At 41.2% G+C, this 23,557-nt stretch carries 20 protein-coding genes and 1 pseudogene; 18 read left to right on the top strand and 3 right to left on the bottom strand.

Going from position 1 to position 23,557, the window contains the following annotated elements:
* The first annotated feature begins 306 nt into the window (after positions 1-306).
* From FTU06_RS17035 to FTU06_RS01050, 8 genes and pseudogenes are all read left to right on the top strand, one after another.
* Positions 307-615, top strand: a pseudogene (locus FTU06_RS17035) (hypothetical protein).
* Between the two features lie 55 nt (positions 616-670).
* On the top strand, positions 671-1,642 hold the full coding sequence (locus FTU06_RS01080; RefSeq protein ID WP_078189751.1) for an RluA family pseudouridine synthase: 972 nt from the start codon (positions 671-673) through the stop codon (positions 1,640-1,642).
* Between the two features lie 152 nt (positions 1,643-1,794).
* Positions 1,795-2,463 (top strand): HAD-IA family hydrolase, encoded by a 669-nt coding sequence (locus FTU06_RS01075; RefSeq protein WP_180144401.1) that lies wholly within the window; start codon positions 1,795-1,797, stop codon positions 2,461-2,463.
* Positions 2,464-3,149: 686 nt separating this feature from the next.
* A complete protein-coding gene (gene mhpD, locus FTU06_RS01070; protein WP_078189749.1) occupies positions 3,150-3,947 on the top strand; it encodes a 2-keto-4-pentenoate hydratase in 798 nt (265 codons plus the stop codon).
* Positions 3,948-3,983: 36 nt separating this feature from the next.
* On the top strand, positions 3,984-4,880 hold the full coding sequence (locus FTU06_RS01065) for an acetaldehyde dehydrogenase (acetylating) (protein ID WP_180144399.1): 897 nt from the start codon (positions 3,984-3,986) through the stop codon (positions 4,878-4,880).
* Between the two features lie 11 nt (positions 4,881-4,891).
* The gene (gene dmpG, locus FTU06_RS01060) at positions 4,892-5,911 is read left to right on the top strand and encodes a 4-hydroxy-2-oxovalerate aldolase (RefSeq protein ID WP_180144397.1); all 1,020 of its coding nucleotides are present in this window, start codon (positions 4,892-4,894) and stop codon (positions 5,909-5,911) included.
* A gap of 547 nt (positions 5,912-6,458) precedes the next feature.
* Positions 6,459-7,727 carry an OprD family outer membrane porin gene (locus tag FTU06_RS01055; protein ID WP_180078117.1) on the top strand — a complete coding sequence of 423 codons (1,269 nt, stop codon included), beginning with the start codon at positions 6,459-6,461 and terminating at the stop codon, positions 7,725-7,727.
* 294 nt (positions 7,728-8,021) lie between these two features.
* On the top strand, positions 8,022-8,879 hold the full coding sequence (locus FTU06_RS01050; protein WP_078192776.1) for an alpha/beta fold hydrolase: 858 nt from the start codon (positions 8,022-8,024) through the stop codon (positions 8,877-8,879).
* 406 nt (positions 8,880-9,285) lie between these two features.
* On the opposite strand, the gene hcaR is transcribed toward FTU06_RS01050, so the two are convergent.
* Positions 9,286-10,191 carry a DNA-binding transcriptional regulator HcaR gene (gene hcaR, locus FTU06_RS01045; RefSeq protein ID WP_078189744.1) on the bottom strand — a complete coding sequence of 302 codons (906 nt, stop codon included), beginning with the start codon at positions 10,189-10,191 and terminating at the stop codon, positions 9,286-9,288.
* Between the two features lie 278 nt (positions 10,192-10,469).
* On the opposite strand from hcaR, the gene hcaE reads away from it, so the two are divergent.
* The 9 genes from hcaE to FTU06_RS01000 all read left to right on the top strand — a co-directional run bounded on the left by hcaE (position 10,470) and on the right by FTU06_RS01000 (position 19,390).
* On the top strand, positions 10,470-11,837 hold the full coding sequence (hcaE, locus tag FTU06_RS01040) for a 3-phenylpropionate/cinnamic acid dioxygenase subunit alpha (RefSeq protein ID WP_067763943.1): 1,368 nt from the start codon (positions 10,470-10,472) through the stop codon (positions 11,835-11,837).
* A complete protein-coding gene (gene hcaF, locus FTU06_RS01035) occupies positions 11,834-12,352 on the top strand; it encodes a 3-phenylpropionate/cinnamic acid dioxygenase subunit beta (protein WP_067763936.1) in 519 nt (172 codons plus the stop codon). Before hcaE ends, hcaF begins: the two co-directional genes overlap by 4 nt.
* Entirely contained in the window at positions 12,352-12,678 is a 327-nt protein-coding gene (gene hcaC, locus FTU06_RS01030) for a 3-phenylpropionate/cinnamic acid dioxygenase ferredoxin subunit (RefSeq protein ID WP_067763933.1), read from the top strand. Before hcaF ends, hcaC begins: the two co-directional genes overlap by 1 nt.
* Before the next feature lie 2 nt (positions 12,679-12,680).
* Positions 12,681-13,499, top strand: coding sequence for a 3-phenylpropionate-dihydrodiol/cinnamic acid-dihydrodiol dehydrogenase (hcaB, locus tag FTU06_RS01025; protein ID WP_180144394.1), 819 nt, complete (start codon positions 12,681-12,683; stop codon positions 13,497-13,499).
* 66 nt (positions 13,500-13,565) lie between these two features.
* The gene (locus FTU06_RS01020; RefSeq protein WP_180144391.1) at positions 13,566-14,531 is read left to right on the top strand and encodes a 3-carboxyethylcatechol 2,3-dioxygenase; all 966 of its coding nucleotides are present in this window, start codon (positions 13,566-13,568) and stop codon (positions 14,529-14,531) included.
* Between the two features lie 4 nt (positions 14,532-14,535).
* Complete coding sequence (hcaD, locus tag FTU06_RS01015) at positions 14,536-15,765, top strand: 3-phenylpropionate/cinnamic acid dioxygenase ferredoxin--NAD(+) reductase subunit (RefSeq protein ID WP_180144388.1); 1,230 nt, start codon at positions 14,536-14,538, stop codon at positions 15,763-15,765.
* Positions 15,766-16,199: 434 nt separating this feature from the next.
* Positions 16,200-17,102, top strand: coding sequence for a DMT family transporter (locus FTU06_RS01010; protein ID WP_180062905.1), 903 nt, complete (start codon positions 16,200-16,202; stop codon positions 17,100-17,102).
* Between the two features lie 230 nt (positions 17,103-17,332).
* Positions 17,333-18,274, top strand: a complete 942-nt coding sequence (locus FTU06_RS01005; protein ID WP_180062906.1) for a cation diffusion facilitator family transporter — start codon at positions 17,333-17,335, stop codon at positions 18,272-18,274.
* A 60-nt stretch (positions 18,275-18,334) separates the two neighbouring features.
* Complete coding sequence (locus FTU06_RS01000) at positions 18,335-19,390, top strand: MBL fold metallo-hydrolase (RefSeq protein WP_180144385.1); 1,056 nt, start codon at positions 18,335-18,337, stop codon at positions 19,388-19,390.
* 82 nt (positions 19,391-19,472) lie between these two features.
* Here FTU06_RS01000 and FTU06_RS00995 read toward each other — a convergent pair whose 3' ends face one another.
* Positions 19,473-20,993, bottom strand: a complete 1,521-nt coding sequence (locus tag FTU06_RS00995; RefSeq protein WP_111884100.1) for a catalase — start codon at positions 20,991-20,993, stop codon at positions 19,473-19,475.
* Positions 20,994-22,035: 1,042 nt separating this feature from the next.
* Between FTU06_RS00995 and FTU06_RS00990 the strand changes: the two genes are divergently transcribed.
* On the top strand, positions 22,036-22,284 hold the full coding sequence (locus tag FTU06_RS00990; RefSeq protein ID WP_180062908.1) for a hypothetical protein: 249 nt from the start codon (positions 22,036-22,038) through the stop codon (positions 22,282-22,284).
* 624 nt (positions 22,285-22,908) lie between these two features.
* On the opposite strand, the gene FTU06_RS00985 is transcribed toward FTU06_RS00990, so the two are convergent.
* Entirely contained in the window at positions 22,909-23,517 is a 609-nt protein-coding gene (locus FTU06_RS00985; protein WP_180144383.1) for a TetR/AcrR family transcriptional regulator, read from the bottom strand.
* Between the last annotated feature and the right edge of the window lie 40 nt (positions 23,518-23,557).

Raw genomic sequence — 23,557 nt, 5'->3', positions numbered from 1 at the left:
AAAACATCCTCTGTGCATGTGTACCGACCTTCTTTGGGTGGGCAACGGTTTTTGATTCACGTATTGATGATGGCAATACGGCTTCAATCTTTTAAACGATTAAAGTCACCTGAATGCGTTTCACTGGCGGACAAACGGTGCATTGGATGTGAGTAACTTTCACTGTCACATTGCTCGAAGAGCATCCATTCATATCTGATAGAGCGTCTTGATACGGAATTATCATCGTACCTTTACAAACTGTGCAGATCCAATGCATCAAACGTTGTGGCCTGAACACGATTTCCAGGGAGCGACTGGTCTGATGTGTATCAGTTTACGTTTAAAAACCAACCTTGGTTGGCACATATTTTTTTGGGGCAAACTGTTTTATGTACCTACGGCACAATTAAACGCAACAGTTTGCAGTTTTGCCGATATAATAAGCCTTCGGCGTCGGCATAATTCTTTTGGGACCTTTCCGAGCTAAATGAGTAATTGCTTGAAAGTTCAATGACAGTAAATACTGAAATGAATCAACTTTTACTCAGTTACGGTGGTTTCCGTGCGCTGACTATATCAAACCTTGCATCATCTGCCTATGGGCTAAGCTTATGTTTCTTGCGAAAAGTATAGCTTAAATGATCGGTTTTTAATCAATTTTAGTATTTTTTTAGGTCACAGTAACTGTATGAATTCTACGCAAGAATGGCAAAGCGTCACCTGGTTTGAAGTGGACGAGCATCAGGCGGGTCAACGTATTGATAATTTCCTGTTTAGTCGTCTGAAAGGTGTGCCTAAAAGTCGCATTTATCGTCTGATTCGTGAAAGCCAAGTTCGCGTCAATAAAAAACGTGTCAAAGCGGAAACCAAACTCAATATTGGTGACCAAGTTCGAGTTGCTCCAATTCGTTATGAGCAAAAAGATGAGTCTGCGGTTCCCGTATCGGACAAAGTGGCACAAAGTTTACTGAGCCGTGTGGTGTACGAAGATGAAGGCTTAATGGTGGTAAACAAACCTTCTGGTATTGCTGTTCACGGCGGTAGTGGTGTGGCGTATGGCTTGATCGAAGGCTTACGTGCCGCAACAGGGAAGAAATACCTTGAGTTGATTCACCGAATTGACCGCGACACTTCTGGTTTGGTGATGATTTCGAAAAAACGTAGTGTGTTAAAAAGTCTGCAAGACATGTTACGTGAGCACAAAATCCAAAAAACTTATGCTGCTGTGGTGAAAGGCGTGGTTAGTTTGGATAAGCAGCTCATTGATCAGCCTTTGCATCGTTACGAACTGGCAAATGGCGAGCGTCGTGTTCGTGTATCACCTAAAGAAGGTAAAGAGTCGAAGACGCTGTGGAACGTGAAAGAACGTTTTATGCATGCCACATTGGTGTATGCGTCTCCACTTTCGGGCCGTACACATCAGATCCGTGTACATGGTTTAAGTATTGGTCATCCATTGGTGGGCGATGAAAAATATGGTCATGAAACTGAATACCGTGGTCCAAAGCCACGTCGTTTATGTCTGCATGCCATGCGTTTAGAAATTCCGGGTTACCAAACCATTGAAGCGCCATTGCCAGAAGATATGCAAAGCCTTGTGGCGCAGCTACGCGCGCAAAAAGCCGACAAAGTGGTGAAGTCTTCGGAAGATGACGAGTAAGTTTTAAATATTAGACTTCTCCCCCCTGAGCAGGACTGCTTCGTAAGTTTTCTTTCTCCCTCTCCTTTAAGGAGAGGGCCGGGGTGAGGTAAATAAATTGATGCACTCCAGAATCTGAATTACCAAACACTGAATCAAATCTAGGAAAACGTATGAACTCAGCTATAAAACTAGTCATTTTCGATTGGGATGGCACTTTATTTGATTCTGTGGGTCAAATTGTGGAGAGTTTAAAATTTGCAGCAGATCAATTTTCACAGCCGCTGACCGATGCTGATGCGAAAAGTATTATTGGTTTAGGTCTACCAGAAGTCGCACAGCGGTTATTTCCGACGGTTCCCGAATTACACAGCGACATTTTGCAAAGTTATGCCGATCACTATGTGGCACATTCCAAAGGTGATATATGGTTTGAAGGTGTGGCTGATATGTTGCAGGAATTACGTGATGCCGGTCTACAATTGGCTGTTGCAACGGGGAAAAGCCGTAAAGGTCTTGACCGTGTTTTGGCTCAAACGCAAAGTCATGAGCTATTTTGTGCGACCCGAGCAGCCAGTGAAACCAAATCTAAGCCAGATCCGTTGATGTTGGCAGAAATTTTGGCGGAAACAGGACTACGTGCCGATCAAGCCATTATGGTTGGTGATACGTCGTATGATTTAGAAATGGCCCTCAATATTCAGATGCCACGTGTAGGCGTGAGCTATGGAGTGCATACTGTAGAAACACTCCAGTATTTTCAACCCTTACATATTGCACATACAGTCGATGATTTGGCGGAATTTCTACTGGAACACGTTAAATTGCGTCTCGCTGTCTAGTTGCGGATACAAACGAGTAAAAAGGTGAAACTGGTTTTCACCTTTTTTATTGCCAATCATAGGGGGTAATACATCATTCATCTCTTTTGAGAAGTATTGAACTGAATTATTTTAAAAAACTGATAACACTAGATTTTTTAACAATAACAAGCGGTCCTCAAGCTGATTTATCTGTGTAGTTTGGCGCGACTATTTGCTTTTTTAGCACAAGCCAGGATAGGGTTTTGTTTGAATTTTATGATTTATCTTGTTGTTATTTATTGAATTATTTTTATTTGAAGAAAGTGGCGTACTTAATTTATCATAATTGAACATTGTTATTCGGGTATTAGGCTGACGCTAAAATAATCTTTTAATCTTATCTTTTAGTCGTATAAGCCAAGTTTTTTAGTAGAGATTCAGATTTAAGGGCGAAAAAAATAGTGAATTTTATTTAATTATTTTGACTTAAGTTTTTGAATATTAATAATAAATAATGATTAATTTATAGCTAATAGCTATAGTCATAAATAAAATAAGTATTGGTATTCACTTTCTAAAATCTCGATGCTAAATGTATCTAAACATAACGTGTAGCGTGTCGAGTGAAATGCTTTAGGCGAATCCTGACATGACTTTCATCACTTTGATGGTGATCGGAATGAAACACGTTGTGCATCCAATTTTTGCAGTTTAAGGAAACATTGATGTCGAATTCTGCTGTTGTTGAATCAGTTGCGCAAGCATTACGCGATGCGGAAGTAAATCAGGCTGCGATTGCACCGATCCGTCCACAACTTGGTGGTGAAAGTGCTGATGTAGATATTGCTTATGCCGTTCAAGAAGTGAATACCAAACGTGCGGTGGCAGAAGGTCGTCGCCTTGTAGGTCGTAAAATTGGCTTAACTTCAAAAGTTGTACAAGCGCAGTTGGGCGTTGATCAACCTGACTTCGGTATGTTGTTTGCTGATATGGCGTATGGCGATGGTGAAGAAATCCCTGCTGGTTTATTGATTCAGCCAAAAGTTGAAGCAGAAATTGCTTTGGTGATTAACCAAGACTTGACCAAAGAAAAACACACTTATGCAGACATTATTAGTGCAACAGAATATGCACTGCCTGCCATTGAAGTGGTCGATAGCCGTATCGAAAACTGGAAAATCTCTTTGATTGATACTGTGGCAGATAACGCATCTTCAGCAGGTTTTGTACTGGGTTCTAAGCCTGTAAAACTTGCAGATCTTGACCTTGTAAATTGCAAAATGGTCATGACTCGTGGTGAAGAAGTGGTTTCACAAGGTGTGGGTAAAGCGTGTCTTTCTAACCCATTAAATGCAGCAGTGTGGTTGGCTGACGAAATGGTTCGTCGTGGTCGTCCATTGCTTGCAGGTGACATCGTATTGACCGGTGCTTTAGGTCCAATGGTTGTGGCAAATCCTGGTGATGAATTCAAAGTTGAAATTGAAGGCTTTGGTTCTGTGACTGCAGCATTTGCAGCGAAATAAGCTTGGGTTTTACGGAATTTTTAAGAGTACACATTCATGAAAAAGATTAAATGTGCATTGATCGGTCCAGGGAACATTGGTACTGACTTGCTTTACAAACTTCAACGCAGCGAATTTTTAGAACCTGTATGGATGGTCGGTATTGACCCAACGTCTGAAGGTTTGGCTCGCGCTGCAAAAATGGGTTTGAAAATCACTGCTGAAGGCGTAGACGGTTTACTTCCACACGTAATTGAAGACGACATTAAAATCGCATTTGATGCAACTTCTGCCTATGTTCATGCTGAAAACAGCCGCAAATTAAATGAACTTGGCGTGTTAATGATTGACTTAACACCTGCTGCAATCGGTCCATTCTGCGTACCACCAGTAAACTTAGAAGCATTATTGGATGCAGGTGAAGTTCCGAACGTCAACATGGTGACATGTGGTGGTCAGGCAACGATTCCTATGGTTGCTGCGATTTCACGTGTTCAGCCTGTCGAATATGGCGAGATCATTGCAACAGTTTCAACAAAATCTGTGGGTCCGGGTACACGTAAAAACATTGATGAATTTACTCGTACCACTGCCGGTGCTATTGAAAAAGTGGGCGGTGCGAAACAAGGTAAAGCGATCATCATCATTAACCCTGCTGAGCCACCACTGATGATGCGTGATACTGTTCACTGTCTTGTTGAAGGTGAGCCGGATCAAGCAGCAATCACAGCATCTGTGCATGCGATGATTCTTGAAGTTCAAAAATATGTACCAGGTTACAAACTGGTCAATGGTCCTGTGTTTGATGGCAACCGCGTTTCAATGTTCTTGGAAGTTGAAGGTTTAGGGGATTATTTACCTAAATATGCCGGTAACCTCGACATTATGACTGCTGCTGCTGCACGTACTGCCGAAATGTTTGCAGAACGCGTCTTAAACCCTGTTGAAGCTTAAGGAATACCAAAATGTCTAAGATTATTATTAATGATATGACTTTACGTGATGGTATGCACCCGATGCGCCATCAAACGACACCTGAGCAAATGGTTGCCATTGCCACAGCTTTGGATGACGCAGGTGTGCCGCTGATTGAAGTGACCCACGGTGACGGCTTAGGTGGTAACTCTGTCAACTACGGTTTCGCAGCTGCAACTGATGAAGAATACCTGAAAGCGGTGATTCCAAACCTGAAACAAGCGAAAGTATCTGCACTTTTACTTCCTGGTATCGGTACGGTTGATCACCTGAAAATGGCACATGATGTAGGTGTAGCAACTATTCGTGTAGCGACTCACTCTACTGAAGCAGACGTTTCTGAACAGCACATTACTGCTGCTCGTAAACTGGGTATGGACACTGTGGGCTTCCTGATGATGGCGCACATGGCTACACCAGAGAAATTACTTGAAGAAGCACAAAAAATGGTGTCTTACGGTGCAAACTGTATTTATGTAACAGACTCTGCAGGTTACATGCTTCCTCAAGATGTGACTGACCGTGTAGGTATCTTACGTGCAAACTTGGGTTCAGAGATTGAACTCGGTTTCCATGGTCACCATAACTTAGGTATGGGCGTGGCAAACTCTGTTGCGGCTGTTGAAGCTGGCGCGATTCGTGTCGATCTTGCATCTGCAGGTCTAGGTGCAGGCGCAGGTAATACACCACTTGAGTTATTCGTGGCTGTTGCGAACCGTATGCAAATGGAAACTGGCGTTGACTTGTTTAAAGTACAAGACATTGCTGAAGACCTTGTTATTCCAATGATGCACAACCCGATCCGTGCCGATCGTGATGCTGCGACTTTAGGTTATGCAGGTGTTTACTCTTCATTCTTGTTATTTGCTAAACGTGCTGAAGCGAAATACGGCGTATCTGCTCGTGAAATCCTCATGGAATTGGGTCGTCGTGGTACGGTTGGTGGTCAGGAAGATATGATCGAAGACCTAGCATTGACCATGTCTAAAGCAAAAGAAGCCAATGCTTAATTTGCTTTAAATCAAAAAGCGCCCGAAATGGGCGCTTTTTTTATGTCTGAAGTGGCTGTGTTGGTTTGAGATGGGCTTGAGATTATGTTGAGATTGATTTGAGGCATGAAAAGTGGATTGAAATAAGAAAAGTTCTGCGAACCAATGGCTGATTTCGAGCAGCCATAGTAGTAAAATTTAACTTTAAGTTATTGATGATTATATAAATTAAATATCATGTCATAGCTAAATTTTATAACTCAAATAAGGATAAATCTCAGTAAAAAACTTTGTTTAAACTTAAAAGCAATTAATACAGCGCATGTAATTGCAAAAAATAAAAAACTTTAAATTTTATGTTAATAAAACATGGGGTTAATTTAATCAGCCGTTCTAAATGATAAAAGGGAGTTATTGTTTTAATCTCTAAGGAAAATAACCAGAAATAGCTTCCAAAGTTCAAGTCGTACAAAAGCCTGATAAACCTTAATACTGTAGTCGGATTTTTTTCCAAGGTATTGTTGAGCATGATGATGTCATAGCTTAATTTGATCACTGGGAATAAGCCATGCGTCGTCAAAATTTATGGATAGCAATTCTTGCTGCGACAGCAACATTAGGAACATCTGCAACTTATGCGGACTTTGTTGACGACAGCCAAGTACAATTGAAATTTAAAAACTTCTACTTAGACCGTCAAATTAAAGAAAATCCGGCGGGTAACTGGGGTTCATGGTCACAGGGTGTGACTTTGGATGCCAAGTCAGGGTATCAAGATATTGGTGCAGGTATTCAAGTGGGTGCTGACCTTTTGGTTCAACATGCATTTAAACTTAATGCACGTGATAAAAACCCAGACTGGATCTTGCCGCACGATGGTAAAGAATCAAAAGATAACTTTGGTAAAGTGGGCGTGACCCTTAAAGCCAAAGTATCTGAAACTGAGTTGAAAGTGGGTGAGTTATTACCAGTGTCTCCAGTGTTGGTTTTCGATCCATCACGTCAGTTAATGACGACTTATAGCGGTGCATGGTTAGAATCGAAAGAGATTAAAGATACTAAGTTAACTTTGGCATACATTGACGGGATCAATAACCGTTATGACAACCAATTCCGTGATTTATCAATGTTCGCTCCAGGTAAAAGATTACCAGATGGCACCGTGGGCCATTATGATCTTGGGCCAACTTCTGATGGTATGTATATTGCGGGTATTGACCATCAATTTACACCTGAGATTGGTGGTAGCTATTGGTACGCTGATGTTCAAGACATTTACACACAGCAATATGTCGGCGCGAACTATAAAACCAAGTTAGGTGACAAAGCCAAACTGGATAGCCATATCCGTTACTTCGATAACTCGGATTCGGGTGACAAACTGTATGGCGAAATTGATAACCAAGCCTTATCGGTTGGTGCGAAAGTGAATTACGGTTCGCATACCTTTGGTTTGGGTTATCAACAAATGTTTGGTGATAATGCATTCCCAACACTGGGTGGATGGGTGCCGCAGCCGTACTTAGTCAACTGGGGTATAGCAACATTTACTGCAAAAAATGAAAAATCATGGGGCTTTACTTATGGCTATGATTTCTCAGAAATGGGTGTGAAAGGCTTAAATACAACTGCTGTGTATTTCACAGGTTCAGATGCAGAAATTGCTGGTCTTAAAGATCAGAAGTCAGATGAATTGAACTTAATTGTGAACTACACCGTGCCTGAAGGTAAGTTGAAGGGCTTAGGCTTCCAGGCAATGTATATCGATGCCGATTTCGATTACAAATCTGACTTGCAAGAGTACCGTGTCGCGACAACTTATACCTATAAGTTCTAATTTCTCAGGATAAAAAAGAGGGAAGTGGATTCATTGCTTCCCTTTTTATTTGCTGGGTTATTTAAAAAAGAAATACCTCAAAGATTTTATGGATATATTTTTGAGTTATATATTTAAAAAACAATAACTTAAATTATAGTCTATTTGTTGTTTATGATCGTAAATATGTATCAGTTAGCAGTGGCTGAACAGGTAATATGAGACTGTAAAAACCACAAAATCCAAAAGAGTCCCCCTTGTGTTTAAATCCGTTATGGATTGAAACATAAGCTCTACGCAATACGAGGAGCATGTATGAGCACTGTTCAGATTCCTGACTATACAACTGATTCATTCTTTGGTTTAGAAGATAAATGGATTGAAACTGCTGAAGGCGAATTAACGCATTACCACGAAGTGGGTGAAGGCACACCAATTCTATTTTTACACGGTTCAGGTACAGGTGTATCTGCTGCTGCTAACTGGTGGTTGAACCTACCTCAAATTGGTGAACAAGCACGTTGTATCGCTATCGATACGATTGGCTATGGTCAAACTGTTGTTGCACCGAATACTGCTTATGGTATCCGTGCTTGGGTTGATCACGCTGTACGTACGTTAGATGCCCTAGGTATTGAAAAAACTTGGTTAGTGGGTAACTCACTCGGTGGCTGGTTAGCATTCCAAATGGCTTTGGACTATCCAGAACGTGTATTGGGTATCGTGTCTATGGGTACAGGCGGTGCTAAACAAACTGCAGCACTTAAAGCACATGCAAACCCTGTATTAACCGAAGAAGGCATCAAGAAAACCTTGTCTATGTTTGTTGTAAACAAAGACTTGATCACAGACGAATTGGTAAAAGTACGTTTCGCTTCTGCTGCAAATGACTATGCATCAAATCGTTTGATGGATGTTGTTGGCGCACGCGACCGTGACCGTTTCGAATTCCCACTCGACTTTGAAAAAATGAAAGACATTACTGTGCCAGTATTGTTGATTCACGGTGTACAAGACGTGGTGATTCCTGTATCTCGTACGTGGGATATTTTGAATACCGTTCCTCATGCTGATGCGCATATTTTCAGCCAATGTGGCCACTGGTCTCAAGTTGAAAAAGCAGAAGAATTCAACACCGTGATTAAAGATTATTTAAAAGCGCGTGGTGTGTAATTTCTTGTCACTGACATGAAATTCAAAAAAAGGATGGTTTTGCCATCCTTTTTTTTATATAAATCTTTTGAAAAAAATACTTTAAATGAGTATTATTCTCATTAATAGGTCGACAGTGTACGGTCTAAATCAGTAAAAAGGCATAAAATCAGCCCATCTAAATGGTTGGGGAAGGGGAATTATTTATTAGACTTAAGTTGTAAATCGGCAATTTTTAGCAATTTTTATCAATGTCTAAACTAAAATTTATAAGTTATTTTCCATCAAGTCGATATGCATGATAGATAAAATGCGTCGATTAAAACATTTAAACGATTAAAAAAGCGACTTTTTAGCCATAAAAAAAGCACCATTATTCATTTTAAAAATAATGGTGCTATATCTATAAATTATGACTTGGCGAAAATTAACGCTGTTCGCGATTAATATCGAGATAAAAAACTTTGGTTAGCAGTTCAAGGAATTTATCTACAGCCACAGAACTCGCCGTTTTTCGGTAACTTACATACAAGTCTAGATACGGTAATTCGACATCTAAAGGACGGATCACCGTATTGTTCATGGTCAATGGCGCAATGTATCCCGGTAGGATCGTGCAGCCTAAGCCCATGCCGATGGAGTTAATGTTAAACAGGATATTGTCGGCTTTTTGCACGATATTAAATTGAATACCATGGGTCGAAGCAAAGTCCAAAATAGCTTCATGCAACGTGCCAGATTGTTCACGTGCAGGAATGATAAAATCAATCCCATTCAATGCTTTAACAGGAATACGTTCGTACTTCGCTAAAGGGTGATCTTTGGGTAAAATAAAGATTAGCGGTTCACGCAGTACAAACTGACTTTCAATTTCGTCGCTGTGGAAGTTATTGCGGGTAAAAGTGATATCTAGTTCACCTTTTTGCAGCAATTTCATCTGATCGCGGTTATTTAAACTGAGTAATTCAATCTTGAGTTCTGGGTTCTGAACACGTAAATTTGGCAGTACATAAGGGAAGATTTTCATCTCTGCGACAGGGACAAAACCAATACGCAGCATCTGCTGTTTGGCTTGTGAAACCTGACGTGCCATAGCGACAGCTTTGTCTGCTTGTGCCAAGGTTAAACGTGCTTGTTCTAGAAATACGGCACCTTCTTCTGTGAGCTCAACTTTACGTTTAGTACGGTGCAACAGTTTTACGCCGACATCTTCTTCAAGATCTTTAATTTGTTGGCTTAAAGAAGGTTGAGCAGTATAAAGTTTTAACGCAGCTTTACTGAAATTGAGTTCTTCAGCGACAGTAATAAAGTAGCGTAAGTGTCGTAATTCCATATAATCAACCCGTGGAGTAATCCAAAAAATGTCTTACTTAGAAGTCCGTTCAGTATAATCTATAAACAACTATTGCGTGAGGATTATTTTACCATTCACGAAATAAATGGTGTTCTCGGCAATTTAAAAAAAATGCCATAAAAAAAATCTACCGTAATAATCTATAAAATCTCTTAATTAAAACAAAATAAATATTTCCCGAATATCGCTCTAAAATCCATCATCGTTGAAAAGTTGAGTCTATTACTTTGTGCCTTATGGTCACAGGAGAGCTTTTCATGAGTGGAAAAATTGATGTGCGCGAAATCGATGCTTTAGTCGATGCACAAAATGGACGTATCACGCCATCTATCTATACCGATCCAGACATTTACGAACTTGAATTAGAACGTGTGTTCGGTCGTACATGGTTATTCCTATGCCATGAGAGCCAAATTCCTAAAGCCGGCGATTTCTTCAATACCTATATGGGTGAAGATCCAATCATCGTGGCACGTCAAAAAGATGGCTCAATCAAAGCATTCTTAAACCAATGTCGTCATCGCTCTATGCGTGTGAGCTTCGCGGACTGTGGTAATACACGTGCATTTACTTGCCCGTACCACGGCTGGTCTTACGGCATTGATGGTTCTTTAAAAGATATTCCACTTGAAGACCGCGCGTTCCCGCACGGTGCTTGTAAAGAGAAATGGGGTCTTGTTGAAGTTAACCGTGTTAAATCATACAAAGGCTTAGTATTCGCTTGTTGGGATGAAACTACACCTGACCTAGAAGAATACATGGGCGATATCGCTTGGTACTTAGATGGTGTTCTTGACCGTCGTCCAGGTGGTACAGAAATTATCGGTGGTGTACACAAGTGGGAAATCGAGTGTAACTGGAAATTTGCAGCTGAACAGTTTGCATCTGACCAATACCACGCATTGTTCTCTCACGCATCTGCGATCCAAGTATTGGGTGCAAAACCAGATGACGAATCATCTAAGAAATTAGGTGCTGCACAAACAGCTCGTCCTGTTTGGGAAACTGCGAAAGATGCGATCCAATACGGTTCACGTGGTCACGGTTCAGGCTTCTTCTTCACAGAAAAACCAGATGCAAACGTTTGGGTAGATGGTGAAGTTGCAAACTACTTCCGTGAAACATTTGATGAAGTTAAAGAGCGTTTAGGCGAAGTACGTGCTTTACGTCTTGCTGGTCACAACACCATGTTCCCAACATTGTCTTGGTTGAACGGTACAGCAACACTTCGTGTATGGCACCCACGTGGTCCAAACAAAACTGAAGTGTGGGCATTCTGTATTGCAGACGCTGAAGCATCTCAAGAAGTGAAAGAAGCATTTGAGCGTTCTGCGACTCGCGCATTCGGTCCTGCTGGTTTCCTTGAGCAAGATGACTCTGAGAACTGGATTGAAATTCAAAAAGTTTTACGTGGTTATAAAGCCCGTCAAAACAAATTAATTATGGAAATGGGTAAAGGTAACGAGAAAGTACGTGAAGATGGTATCCCTGGTATCACCAACTACATTTTCTCAGAAACAGCTGCACGTGGTATGTACCGTCGTTGGGCTGACCTATTGATTCATGAAAAATGGGAAGACGTTGAAGCTGCGGCTGACGAATATGAGAAGGAGCTTATGAAATGAGTCAAATTAGTTTAGAACTCCATCACCAAATTAGTCAGTTTCTTTATCGTGAAGCAAAATTGCTTGACGATTGGAAGTTCCGCGATTGGTTAGCTGTATTAGCTGAAGATATTTCTTATACGTTACGCACAACACCAAACGCGCAAACACGTGACCGTCGTCGTTCGATTGAGCCGCCAACAACTTGGGTATTTAACGATACAAAAGATTTGTTGGAACGCCGTGTAGCTCGTTTAGAGACAGGTATGGCTTGGGCTGAAGAACCTCCTTCACGTACAACACACATGGTTTCAAATGTGATTGTTGAAGCGACTGAAGTTGAAGGCGAATACGACGTTTACGTAACGTACTTGTTGTACCGTACCCAGAAAGAGAAAGATGTAACAATCTACTGTGGTAAGCGTCATGACAAGATCCGCAAAGTCGACACTGAGCAAGGTTTCGAAATCTTCAACCGTAAGATTACCCTTGATCAGGTGACTTACAACTCACATAACCTGAGCGTGTTCTTCTAATGAATAAGATTTTTGTTTGCCAAGTTGACGAATTAGACGAAGGCGAAGCATTGAAAGTAGATTGCGGCGTTAACGGTATCGATGCGCTTGCAGTATTCAACAACAATGGCGAATTTTTCGCGATGAACGACCGTTGTTCACATGGTAATGCTTCAATGTCTGAAGGTTACCTTGAAGATGATGGCACTGTTGAATGTCCACTTCATTCGGCTCGATTCTGTTTGAAAACTGGTCAAGCATTATGCTTACCAGCAACAGATCCTATCAAGACATTCCCTGTGATTGTTGAAGATGGTGCTTTATACGTAGAGATGGCAGGAGAGTAATCATGGGTTGGCTACAAGGCGAAGTTGCACTTATTACCGGTGGTGGTTCAGGCTTAGGCTGGGCATTGGTTGAACGTTTCTTGGAAGAGGGTGCAAAAGTTGCTGTTCTTCAACGTTCACAGTCCAAAGTTGATGCATTGAAAGAACATTTTGGTGACCGCGTGCTAGCGATCGCAGGAGATGTAGCCAGCTATGAGGATAATGTTCGCGCAGTTCAAGCGACTGTTGAGCATTATGGCAAACTTGACTGTTTCGTCGGAAACGCAGGTATTTGGGATCATTATGCAGATATCGTCAATACATCGGGTGAACAGCTAGAAAAAGCTTTTGATGAGATTATGGGTATTAATACCAAATCACTCATCTTAGGTGCGAAAGCTGCACTCGAGGCATTGATAGCTTCTGAAGGTTCTATCATATTTACTTTGTCTAACTCTGCACTGTATTCAGCAGGCGGAGGCCCTGTATACACAGCATCTAAGCATGCAGGTGTGGGCATTATGAAAGAATTGGCTTATGAGCTTGCGCCTAAAGTACGAGTGAATGCTGTTGCACCGTCGGGTATGAATGTCAACATCAAAGGTGCTGCTTCTTTAGGCCAAGAAAACCTTGGTCTACTCGATGCACGTGATCCTGAGAAGATTGCCCGCGGTATGCCGCTCAACTTCTTACCAGAACCCGAAGATATGACTGGTTCTTATGTGTTATTGGCTTCTCGTCAAAACAACCGTCCATTGACAGGCGTTTTAATCAACGCGGAATGTGGTCTAGGTATCCGTGGTTTACGTCAACCACGTGCTGGCTTCTTTGACGAGATCTAAATCGCCAAAACCGTAAAGGACTTACTCGGCAGCCGTTTTTGGCTGCCTTCCGTTTAGGAGTCACCCATGGCCGTTAAACTCATTTGTGCATCGCACAGTCCCCTGATGGAATTTGCTTCTCCGCAAGAGAAATATAAAGAGGAAAAAGTTCGTGAAACTTTTGCCAAACTTGCGAAAGAAGTTGAAGACTATAATCCAACATTGATCATTACTTTTGGTCCAGACCATTTCAATGGTTTCTTCTATGATCTGATGCCAAGTTTCTGCGTGGGTATTCGTGCCAAAGCCGCAGGTGACTGGGATTATGGTAAAGACAATGATCACATTAACGTACCTGAAGAAACTGCAGTGAATTTAGTACGTCGTGTGTTGGATGAAGGTGTTGATGTTGCGTACTCATACCGTATGCAAGCAGATCATGGCGTGACTCAACCATTACATTTCCTATGTGGTGGCAAGCTTGATCGTTATCCAACGATTCCAATTTTTATCAATGGTGCTGCTGCACCGATGCCGACAACTAAGCGTACAGTCGCTTTGGGTCGTGCAGTCGGTCAGTTTATTCAATCATTGAACTTAGAAAATGAACGTGTACTTGTTTTGGGTACAGGTGGTTTGTCTCATGATCCACCAACGCCGCAAATGGGTTCAGTTCCACCTGAAGTGGAAGAGTTCTTGATTGCAGGTCGTAACCCAACTGAAGAGGCACGTAATACACGTCAAGGCAAAATCATTGCTGTCGGCCAAAAACTCGCGGCGGGTGATACCTCTGTGGCTGTGCCTTTAAATCCTGAATGGGACCGCGCACTCCTCGCAACGTTCGCCAAAGCTGACTTTGCTGCCATTGAAGCGATGACTGAAGCTGAAATTCGTGCCGAGGGCGGTCGTGGTGGTCAAGAAGTTCGTTCTTGGATGGCTGCATTTGCTGCACTGCATGAAGTGGGCGAGTACGAAATGACAACGCACTGTTATGAAGAAATCAGTGAATGGATTGCGGGCTTCGGCATCGTATCTGCAGAGTTAAAAGGTTAAAGACATGAGCAACATCGAAACCATCGTAATTGTAGGTGCTGGTCAAGCTGGTGCTAGCGCCATTTTAGAACTCCGTGCGAACAAGTATGAAGGCAAAATCATTTTGGTGGGTGATGAAACACATCTTCCTTATGAACGTCCGCCTTTGTCTAAAGACGTAATTCTAAAACCTGAAGAGACCAAAATCGAAATTCTGTCAGAAGAAAAATTGGCAGAACTCGGTGTTGAACATATTCGTGGCAATGGCGTTGTGAAAATCCATAGCGATGCGAAAACAGTTGAACTGAAAAATGGCGAAATTGTTGCATTTGACAAGTTGCTTCTAGCAACCGGTGGTGCAGCACGCCGTTTACCGAATTTCGATGCTTTGGGTAAACACGTTTATACCTTACGTAACCTTGAAGATTCACAAGCATTGGTGCCTGTATTACAAGCGGGTCGCCGTATTGTATTGATCGGCGGTGGTGTGATTGGTCTTGAGCTTGCTTCTTCAGCACGTTCTAAAGACTGTATCGTGACCGTGATTGAAATGGGTCCGATGGTCATGGGTCGTTCATCTCCACGTGTTTTAAGTGAATTCTTATTGGCACAGCAACGTCTTGCAGGTGTAGATGTTCGTCTTTCGACTTCTATTGCTAACTGTAAGCTTGATGGCGAAGAAGTGTTGATCACGCTTGAAGGCGGTGAAGAACTTCGTGCCGATGCAGTGATCTATGGTATTGGTATTGTGCCAAATGCTCAACTTGCGGTTGATGCAGGTTTAGACGTTGATTTTGCCATTAAAGTGAATGATAACTGCCAAACTTCGCATCCAGATATTTATGCAGCGGGTGACGTTGCGACTCAGCTTCGTGACTGTGGTAACCACCGTCGTGTCGAAACTTGGGAAAATGCGAACTTGCAAGCAGGTATCTTTGCTCGTCATGTAATGGGTGTTGAACATCCAACCCCAAATCCAGCGTGGTTCTGGACAGATCAATTGAATATCAACTATCAATTTGTAGGTGATATGGCTGCAAGCGAATGGATCGTTCGTGGTGAAATTAAACCTGAATTGGCGGCTGAGTCTTCATTTGTATTGTTTGGTGTAACTGACGGTGTCATTGTTGGTGGTATTACGGTGAATGCTGCAAAAGAGATGCGTCATTTGAAAAAATTGATTAGCAAGAATGCAGCGTTTGAAGCGGATAAATATTTAGATTTAAGCCAAGATTTACGTAAACTTGTAAAGTAAGCTGAATGTCTAAGATGAGCAGACTTACGGTAACGTAGGTCTGTTTTTTTATGTCTTTAGTTTTAGCATCGCACTTATAAAGCTATTTTTGTAGTCCATGTATACAGTTTTAGCTTATATAGATCTATTCAACGGTTTTAATCCTCCCAGCCCTCCTTTTTCAAAGGAGGGAGTAGTCTTTGTGAAGAATGGATTTCGTTTGGATGGTTCCCCCTCTTTTTTAAAGAGGGGCTAGGGGAGATTATTGATCGTTTGAAGAGAAGTCCTTATACCCCAAACGATCGGGTGGCATTCATACCGCCTCCAATTTAGTTGATAAAGGGGAGAACAATAATTGGTCTTAAACTTTATTAGTTAATGGTCTTACGAGTAGTTCCAGATCTGAATAGTGGGTTTCAGGTTAAGTCGTTAGAACAATCAAATTTGAGAATGAAATGAAATCTTCACTGCCGCTGACGGCAAGTATATATGCTCTTTTGGTACTGATTTGGGCGACGACGCCGCTCGCGATTGTGTGGAGTGTACAGGAAATACATCCGATGTGGGTGTTGATTATCCGTTACTTCGGTGCATCTATTATTGCGCTGTTTTTGTTGAAATTGATGCGTGATCCTTTGCCGTTTGATGAAACCTCATTAAAAAGTTATGTGGCAGGGAGTTTGAATTTGATTGGCGCACAGTTATTTATTTATCTGGCAGCCAATTATCTCACCTCTGGTTTAATGGCACTGATTTTTGGTTTTTCACCCTTAATTGCCGGTTTGATTGGCCATGTAATTTTAAAAACACATAAATTGGTCGCTTTGCAGTGGTTGGGCATGGCGGTTGCAGTGGGTGGTTTAACTTTTGTCTTTGCAGATTCTGCTGATAGCAAAGTCAATCCAATTGGCGTTGTACTGATGCTAATCAGTATGGTGTCATATATCAGTTCGATTTTTTGGGTGAAGCAGATTAATGCACCGTTAAAGCCGATGTCACAGGCAACCGGTTCCCTGATTGTTTCTGCTTTAGGATCGATGCTCATTATTCCTTTTATCTGGCAGCATTTTCCAACCGAATTGCCAAGCGGCCGTGCAATGATTGGATTTGTCTTTACCATGATCATGTCATCCATTGTGGCAATGCTGTGTTACTTCTGGCTTATAAGACGTTTGGCCGCATCAACGGTGTCACTCAGTAATGTGATGACACCTGTCATAGCATTGGTTTTGGGAGCGACGTTGAACAGTGAATATATTAGCTCCAATGCCTTTGTTGGAATCGTGGTCGTGATGTTTGGTATTGTGATGTACTTTTGGAAAGAGTGGCGCGAGCAATATTTTAATAAAGTACGTTGAACCGTGTACATCTACAGAATTATAAGGAAGCTGCGGCTTCCTTTTTTTTCTATACCTTTGCGCTAAAGAGCGTGTTTCACATGGAACATGATGGCATTGTCGAAACAATCGACAGTTGGTGTAAAAACAACAAAATAACAAACAACAGCTACAGTCAGTTTGAGTACTATGGAATGAGCTATAAAATCAAATAGATCTGTTTGATAAAAATAAATTTAGGACAATTTTAAATGTCTGAATCTAACAAAATCGTGGTATATGCAGCGCTCTTCGGCAATTTAGCGATTGCACTGGTGAAGTTTGCCGCTGCCTATATCACGAATAGTTCGGCCATGTTGAGTGAAGCAATTCACTCTGTGGTTGATACTTTAAATGAAATCTTACTGCTCTACGGTATGAAAAAATCGCAGCAGCCAGCAAATGCACGCCATCCGTTTGGCTATGGGCGAGAGCTGTATTTTTGGGCTTTTATTGTGGCGTTGATGGTCTTTGCTTTGGGTGCGATCGTGTCGATTTATCAAGGGATTAGTCATATTTATCACCCCGAAGAAATGCAAAATCCGATGATTAACTATATCGTATTAGGTATTGCGATTTTGTGTGAAGGGACCTCTTGGTTTGTGGCATTGAAAGCATTTCGTAAAATCAAAGGGAAACAGGGCTATTTTGAAGCATTTCGACGCAGTAAAGATCCGACGACATTTACCGTGTTATTTGAAGATTCAGCAGCGCTGATTGGTCTGTTTATTGCCCTGATCGGTATCTATTTATCACACGCGCTGAATATGCCAATGCTTGATGGTCTGGCATCAATTCTAATTGGGGTTGTACTCGCTATTTCAGCAATTTTACTTGCACGTGAGACTAAAGGATTGCTCATGGGAGAAACTGCTGACCCACAATTGAGGCATAATGTCTTGATGGTTGCAGAGCAAGATCCAGCAGTGCATTCTGCCAATGGGGTGTTAACAGAGCAGATGGGTGCACATCAAGTTTTGGCATCTTTGAGTCTTGAATTTAAAGATAATTTAACATCAGATGATATAGAAGCTTGTGTCAACAGAATTGAAGCACAAATTAAACAGCTTCATCCTGAAATTGTGGCACTCTTTGTCAAGCCTCAATCTCGGAAGGTTTGGCTTGAGCGCATGAAAGGTCGTCTTGATCAATAGGTCTGCGAGGTTAAATACTTTGCAAGGTTTGTCAGCATAGTGAATGAATTTTAAATACACATGAATCAAAAAACTCAATCAGCACAGTTTCAAATCAGTACTAAAAGCTGTATGAAACATACGTGGACGAAGCCTGTATTTGATTATCTGGCAACTGACCATTTTAATGGGGAAAAATTCTTTAATACCCTTCGAAATCCAGATGCGTTTACGCGTAAAGATATGCTGAAATGGATCATGACGCGTAAAAGCGATACATGGAAAGTAGATCGTGAGCAAGAATACCAACAGTTTTTTGCTTCTTCGCGTAGCATTCCGCACAATCGGCCATCGGCTAAAATGGATGATTGGTTGGTTTGGTTTGTCGGACATGCGACGGTTTTGATTCAAATTGGGCCATATAATTTTTTGACCGATCCTGTATGGGGGGAGTATGCAGGCCCACGTCAAGGGACTGGACCACGACGTGCTTGTCCTGCAGGAATTGCCTTAGAAGAATTACCTACAATTCATGGGGTTTTACTGAGCCATAATCATTATGATCATATGGATTTAGCAACCTTGAATTGGTTACATGAACAATTTGCTATGCCGATTTATACTGGTTTAGGCAATGCTTATTATTTACCCACACATTTCAATGTCATTGAACTTGATTGGTGGCAATCGGAAATGTTTGAAGATTTGCGTATCGTTTATACGCCTGCACAGCATGGTTCAGGTCGTGGTTGGCGAGATCAAAATCATGCCTTATGGGGAGGTTTTTCCATCGTGCATAGTACAGGACATTTCTTCTTTGCTGGAGATACGGGCTATGCCGCGCATTTCAAACAAATCCATACACGCTTAGGTGCACCCCGAGTAGCGTTATTACCGATTGGAGCTTATGAGCCACGTCGTTTAATGAAATATTTGCACATGAATCCCGAAGAAGCTTTTCAGGCGCATAAAGATTTACAGTCAAAATGTTCATTGGCAATGCATTATCGGACTTTTCAGTTGACTGATGAAGCTAGAGACCAACCTGAACATGACTTACATCATGCAATGCGAAAAACATCAAAGTTAATGAATCCATTTTTAACCATGCATGAAGGCAAAAAATTGATTGTTTAAGGATTAATTAGAAGGTAATTGGAATATTTAATGCCAAGAAAAAACCACCTTAAAAGGTGGTTTTTTTATTCAAAGATAAAACTTAAAGCAAGCCTGGATTACCTTGAGCTGGATCAGTTGCACGAGCAGCTTGCGCATCCGCTACAGTTAAGCCTAATGCTTTTGCAACACCTTCACCATAAGCTGGATCACATGCGTAACAGTTACGGATATGACGATATTTGATGAAGTCGAGTGCATCGCCCATTGCGCCAGCAGTGTTATTAAACAATGCTTGTTTTTGTTCATCATTCATTAAGTTGAATAATGCACGTGGTTGACTGAAATAGTCGCTGTCATCTTCACGATAATCCCACAAGTCAGCATCACCAGTAATTTTCAATGGTGGTTCTTTGTATTGTGGTTGCTCTTGCCATTGGCTGAAGCTGTTTGGTTCATAATGCGGTGTTGCACCATAGTTACCATCCATACGGCCTTGTCCATCACGACGGTTGGAATGAACAGGGCAACGTGGTGCATTTACAGGAATTTGGTAATGGTTTACACCCACGCGATAACGTGCAGCATCAGCATAGTTGAATAAACGCGCTTGCAGCATACGGTCAGGTGAGAAGCTAATACCCGGCACCAAGTTACTTGGTGCGAAAGCGGCTTGTTCAACATCTTGGAAATAGTTTTCAGGGTTACGATTGAGTTCGAATTCACCCACTTCAATCAACGGATAGTCGCCTTTAGGCCATACTTTGGTTAAATCAAATGGGTGATAAGGTACTTTTTCTGCATCAAGTTCAGGCATGATTTGAACGTACATTTTCCATTTTGGAAAATCGCCGCGTTCAATTGCATTGAACAGATCGGTTTGTGAGCTTTCACGGTCTTTGGCAATAATCGCTTCAGCTTCAGCATCGGTTAAGTTTTTAATGCCTTGTTGAGTGCGCATGTGGAATTTAACCCAGAAGCGTTCATTATTGGCATTAATAAAACTGAAAGTATGACTGCCAAAACCATGCATATGACGGTAACCATCTGGAATACCGCGGTCAGACATCACAATCGTAACTTGGTGTAGAGCTTCAGGTAGTAAAGTCCAAAAATCCCAGTTATTAGTTGCACTACGCTTATTGGTTTTAGGATCGCGTTTTACTGCTTTGTTTAAGTCAGGGAATTTACGAGCATCACGTAGGAAGAAGACAGGGGTGTTATTACCAACTAAATCCCAGTTACCTTCTTCAGTATAGAATTTAAGGGCAAAACCACGAATATCGCGTTCTGCATCTGCAGCACCACGCTCACCCGCTACGGTAGAGAAACGAGCAAAAAGTTCAGTTTTTTTACCAACTTCTGAGAAAATTTTAGCGCGGGTATATTGGGTAATATCGTTAGTCACGGTAAACGTACCGAAAGCACCAGAACCTTTGGCATGCATACGACGCTCTGGAATTACTTCACGAACGAAATTACCGAGTTTTTCATTAAGCCATAGGTCTTGGGCAAGCAAAGGACCACGTGCACCTGCCGTCATACTGTTCTGGTTGTCTACAACAGGAGCACCAGCATCAGTTGTTAGGTGGGTGACAGGACATTTTTTAACGTCGTCGCTCATTGAGTATCTCCATTATTATAATCATGTATTAAAGTTGGGAGTTATAACCCTTCAATTGATAACACGCTCAACAGCACATGACATTAACCGTTTTGTTAATTCATTTTAAAGTGACAATGTGACAACAGTTTTTCTCTCATTCTAAAATTTTTCAAGCAGCAATCAATCGAAGAGAAGTCATAAAACTGTAGCCGTTAAAAGCTTAAAAATCTTTATATACTTATTGACTCTAAAGCTTTCTGTGGCTTTTGACAAATGGAAAAATAGTTTTGAATAAATGGTTAATTCGATGAATCAAGTTATTGAATTTATATTATTTATTTATATATTTTGTTTTAATATTTTATCGATGAATTAAACTCAAATATATCGCTATGATAGGTAGAATAGGACGAAATATCTAAATCCATATTTCTATTATGGATTTTGGCCTTAATATAGGTTTTTTAGCTGATTCTAGTTAATGAAAGACATTTTTATGTTGTTAATATTGGAGAGCTTTTTTAACATTAAAGACATTATTTAATACTTAAAATAAGCTAAAAATACAGCTGAAGAAATATTGGCAAGTGGTCTAAGTTGTTTTAGAAAATTGTAAATAAATTTTTTATGGGGTGATGCTAGTTGGCACACCTATCTTTATTGTTGTCAGGTCAGGTGTTGTCACTCCAGCTTGAATCGATTCCTACATCATATCAACATACTAGGCAACCTTACGTGATCGCATATCGTAGTTGAGGGGGTTAATGGCGAACCCATTTTGACCTCGGGATATATTTTACGCCTAAAAGGATAAGCACTTAAACAAGACTGGACCGTATTGGCATGAGCACATGGCACGACTGTGTGGCTGATACAAGTGCTCCTTCAAGTGATTATACAATGGGCCTGTATATAGTTTGCAACTAGTCATAGATAGTGCAATCGACAGTTGTTTGAGGCATGGCTATGTAGTGGTTGCAACAGATTATAAGGACTGGGTAAGCCAAAACTGCGCCCTCATATGAATGTAGTCAGTTAAGTTTATAACTTGGTGGATTCTGTGCGTGCATTGCATTCTTGGAAGCCGAGGCAATTTAGTAAAGACTGGATGGTGATGGGGCGTAGTCAAGGTGGTGCAGCTGCTATTGCGGTTGCAGCTCAGGGGCAAAAAGATGCGCTTGAATTAAATTTTAAAGCTGCAATACCCTTGGCACCGGGTGGTTATCAATATGAATGTATTGCTGAATACGTAGAAACCAATCCAAATCCAGATACCAATGTAGCGGCATTTTTCCCCAGCGTGTTGTAGGGAGCAGCCGCAGCAGATCGATCAATGTAGATCAACAGGTTAGTCCAGATATGCAGTCTTTACTAAATCAGGCCCGTAAACGCTGTTTATCAGAACTAAAAAATTAGTTAAAACAAGCACCTCAGCCAATCTTTTAAAAAATTCAGACTTAAGGCCATCCCTAAGCTATTTAAAACGGTAGTCGATTGAATATATGACCCTAACCGTAACACTGATGTTTGTTTAAGGCGCCGCAGACCATTTGTAGATCACCTTGGTACTCAAAGTTATTACCAGCAAGTGTGCAAACAAAAATTGCCAGCGGTCTATCATGCGATCCCAAATGGCGATCATCGAGATGCATTACGCCATAGCCCGAAATATACGGCTGAGTTTTTAAAGAGCTTACAACTGGCCAGCATTGCAAAGGCGTATAAATGAGATAAGTAAGCTAGCAATATAAGCTTAACTTCTAAAACACTTTTATTGAAGGATGAACCAAGTGATGAATGATTTTCTTCTACCGTAAAAATGAATTTCCTAAATATTTAAAATAACTGGTTTAAGAGCCGTTTTTTTGTAAATAACATGACTTTATTTTATTCACCAATGCATTTGAAACGTCATTAGACTTGTCCGCGAAGTCTAATCGCGCAACATATGAATTATATCTCGCTTTAATTCATCCCATTCAGTAAAGTTTGGTACGATCAACAAGCTTTGCGAAACAAAGCCATAACACACTCTTTGTATATTTAAAGCCATTGGCTTGAGCTTTTCCTCGTTATTTATAAAAGGCTTAAGCATGTGTTGCCACATTTGCACCATCATGACATAACTTTTACGGTAATTTTCAATATCTGAAATCTGCCGTTCCAACAAAAATACCTGCGACCATAAAAACTGCTGTGCTTGAATTTGCTCAATTTGAAAGTGAATAATGCGCTCCAAATACGTCTGAAACTCCAAATCTGTGGATAACTTGATCAAGCTTTGTGCATAACTTTTTAAGCTTTCCGCATTGTGTTTCACATGCAAATGAATGGTCAACGCAATCAAATCTTCCTTCTTCGAAAAATATTCATAAAAGGTTCCCAAGCCCACGCCTGCAAGGTCGGTAATTTCCCGAATGGTAATTTGGCTGGCAGGGCGCTCATGCAAAAGCCGAACAAAACTGTCCTGTAAGGCTTCTTGCGTCAGTTTTGCACGTGATTGACGTGGCTTACGCCGTATTTTAATGGCTAAATTCTTCATATTTTTAAGCGCGGAAAACCGAACGTCTATGCTTTAAATT

The organism is Acinetobacter sp. YH12052, from assembly GCF_013419835.1.
Taxonomy (GTDB): domain Bacteria; phylum Pseudomonadota; class Gammaproteobacteria; order Pseudomonadales; family Moraxellaceae; genus Acinetobacter; species Acinetobacter amyesii.
This window is presented reverse-complemented; position numbering and strand designations above follow the sequence as displayed.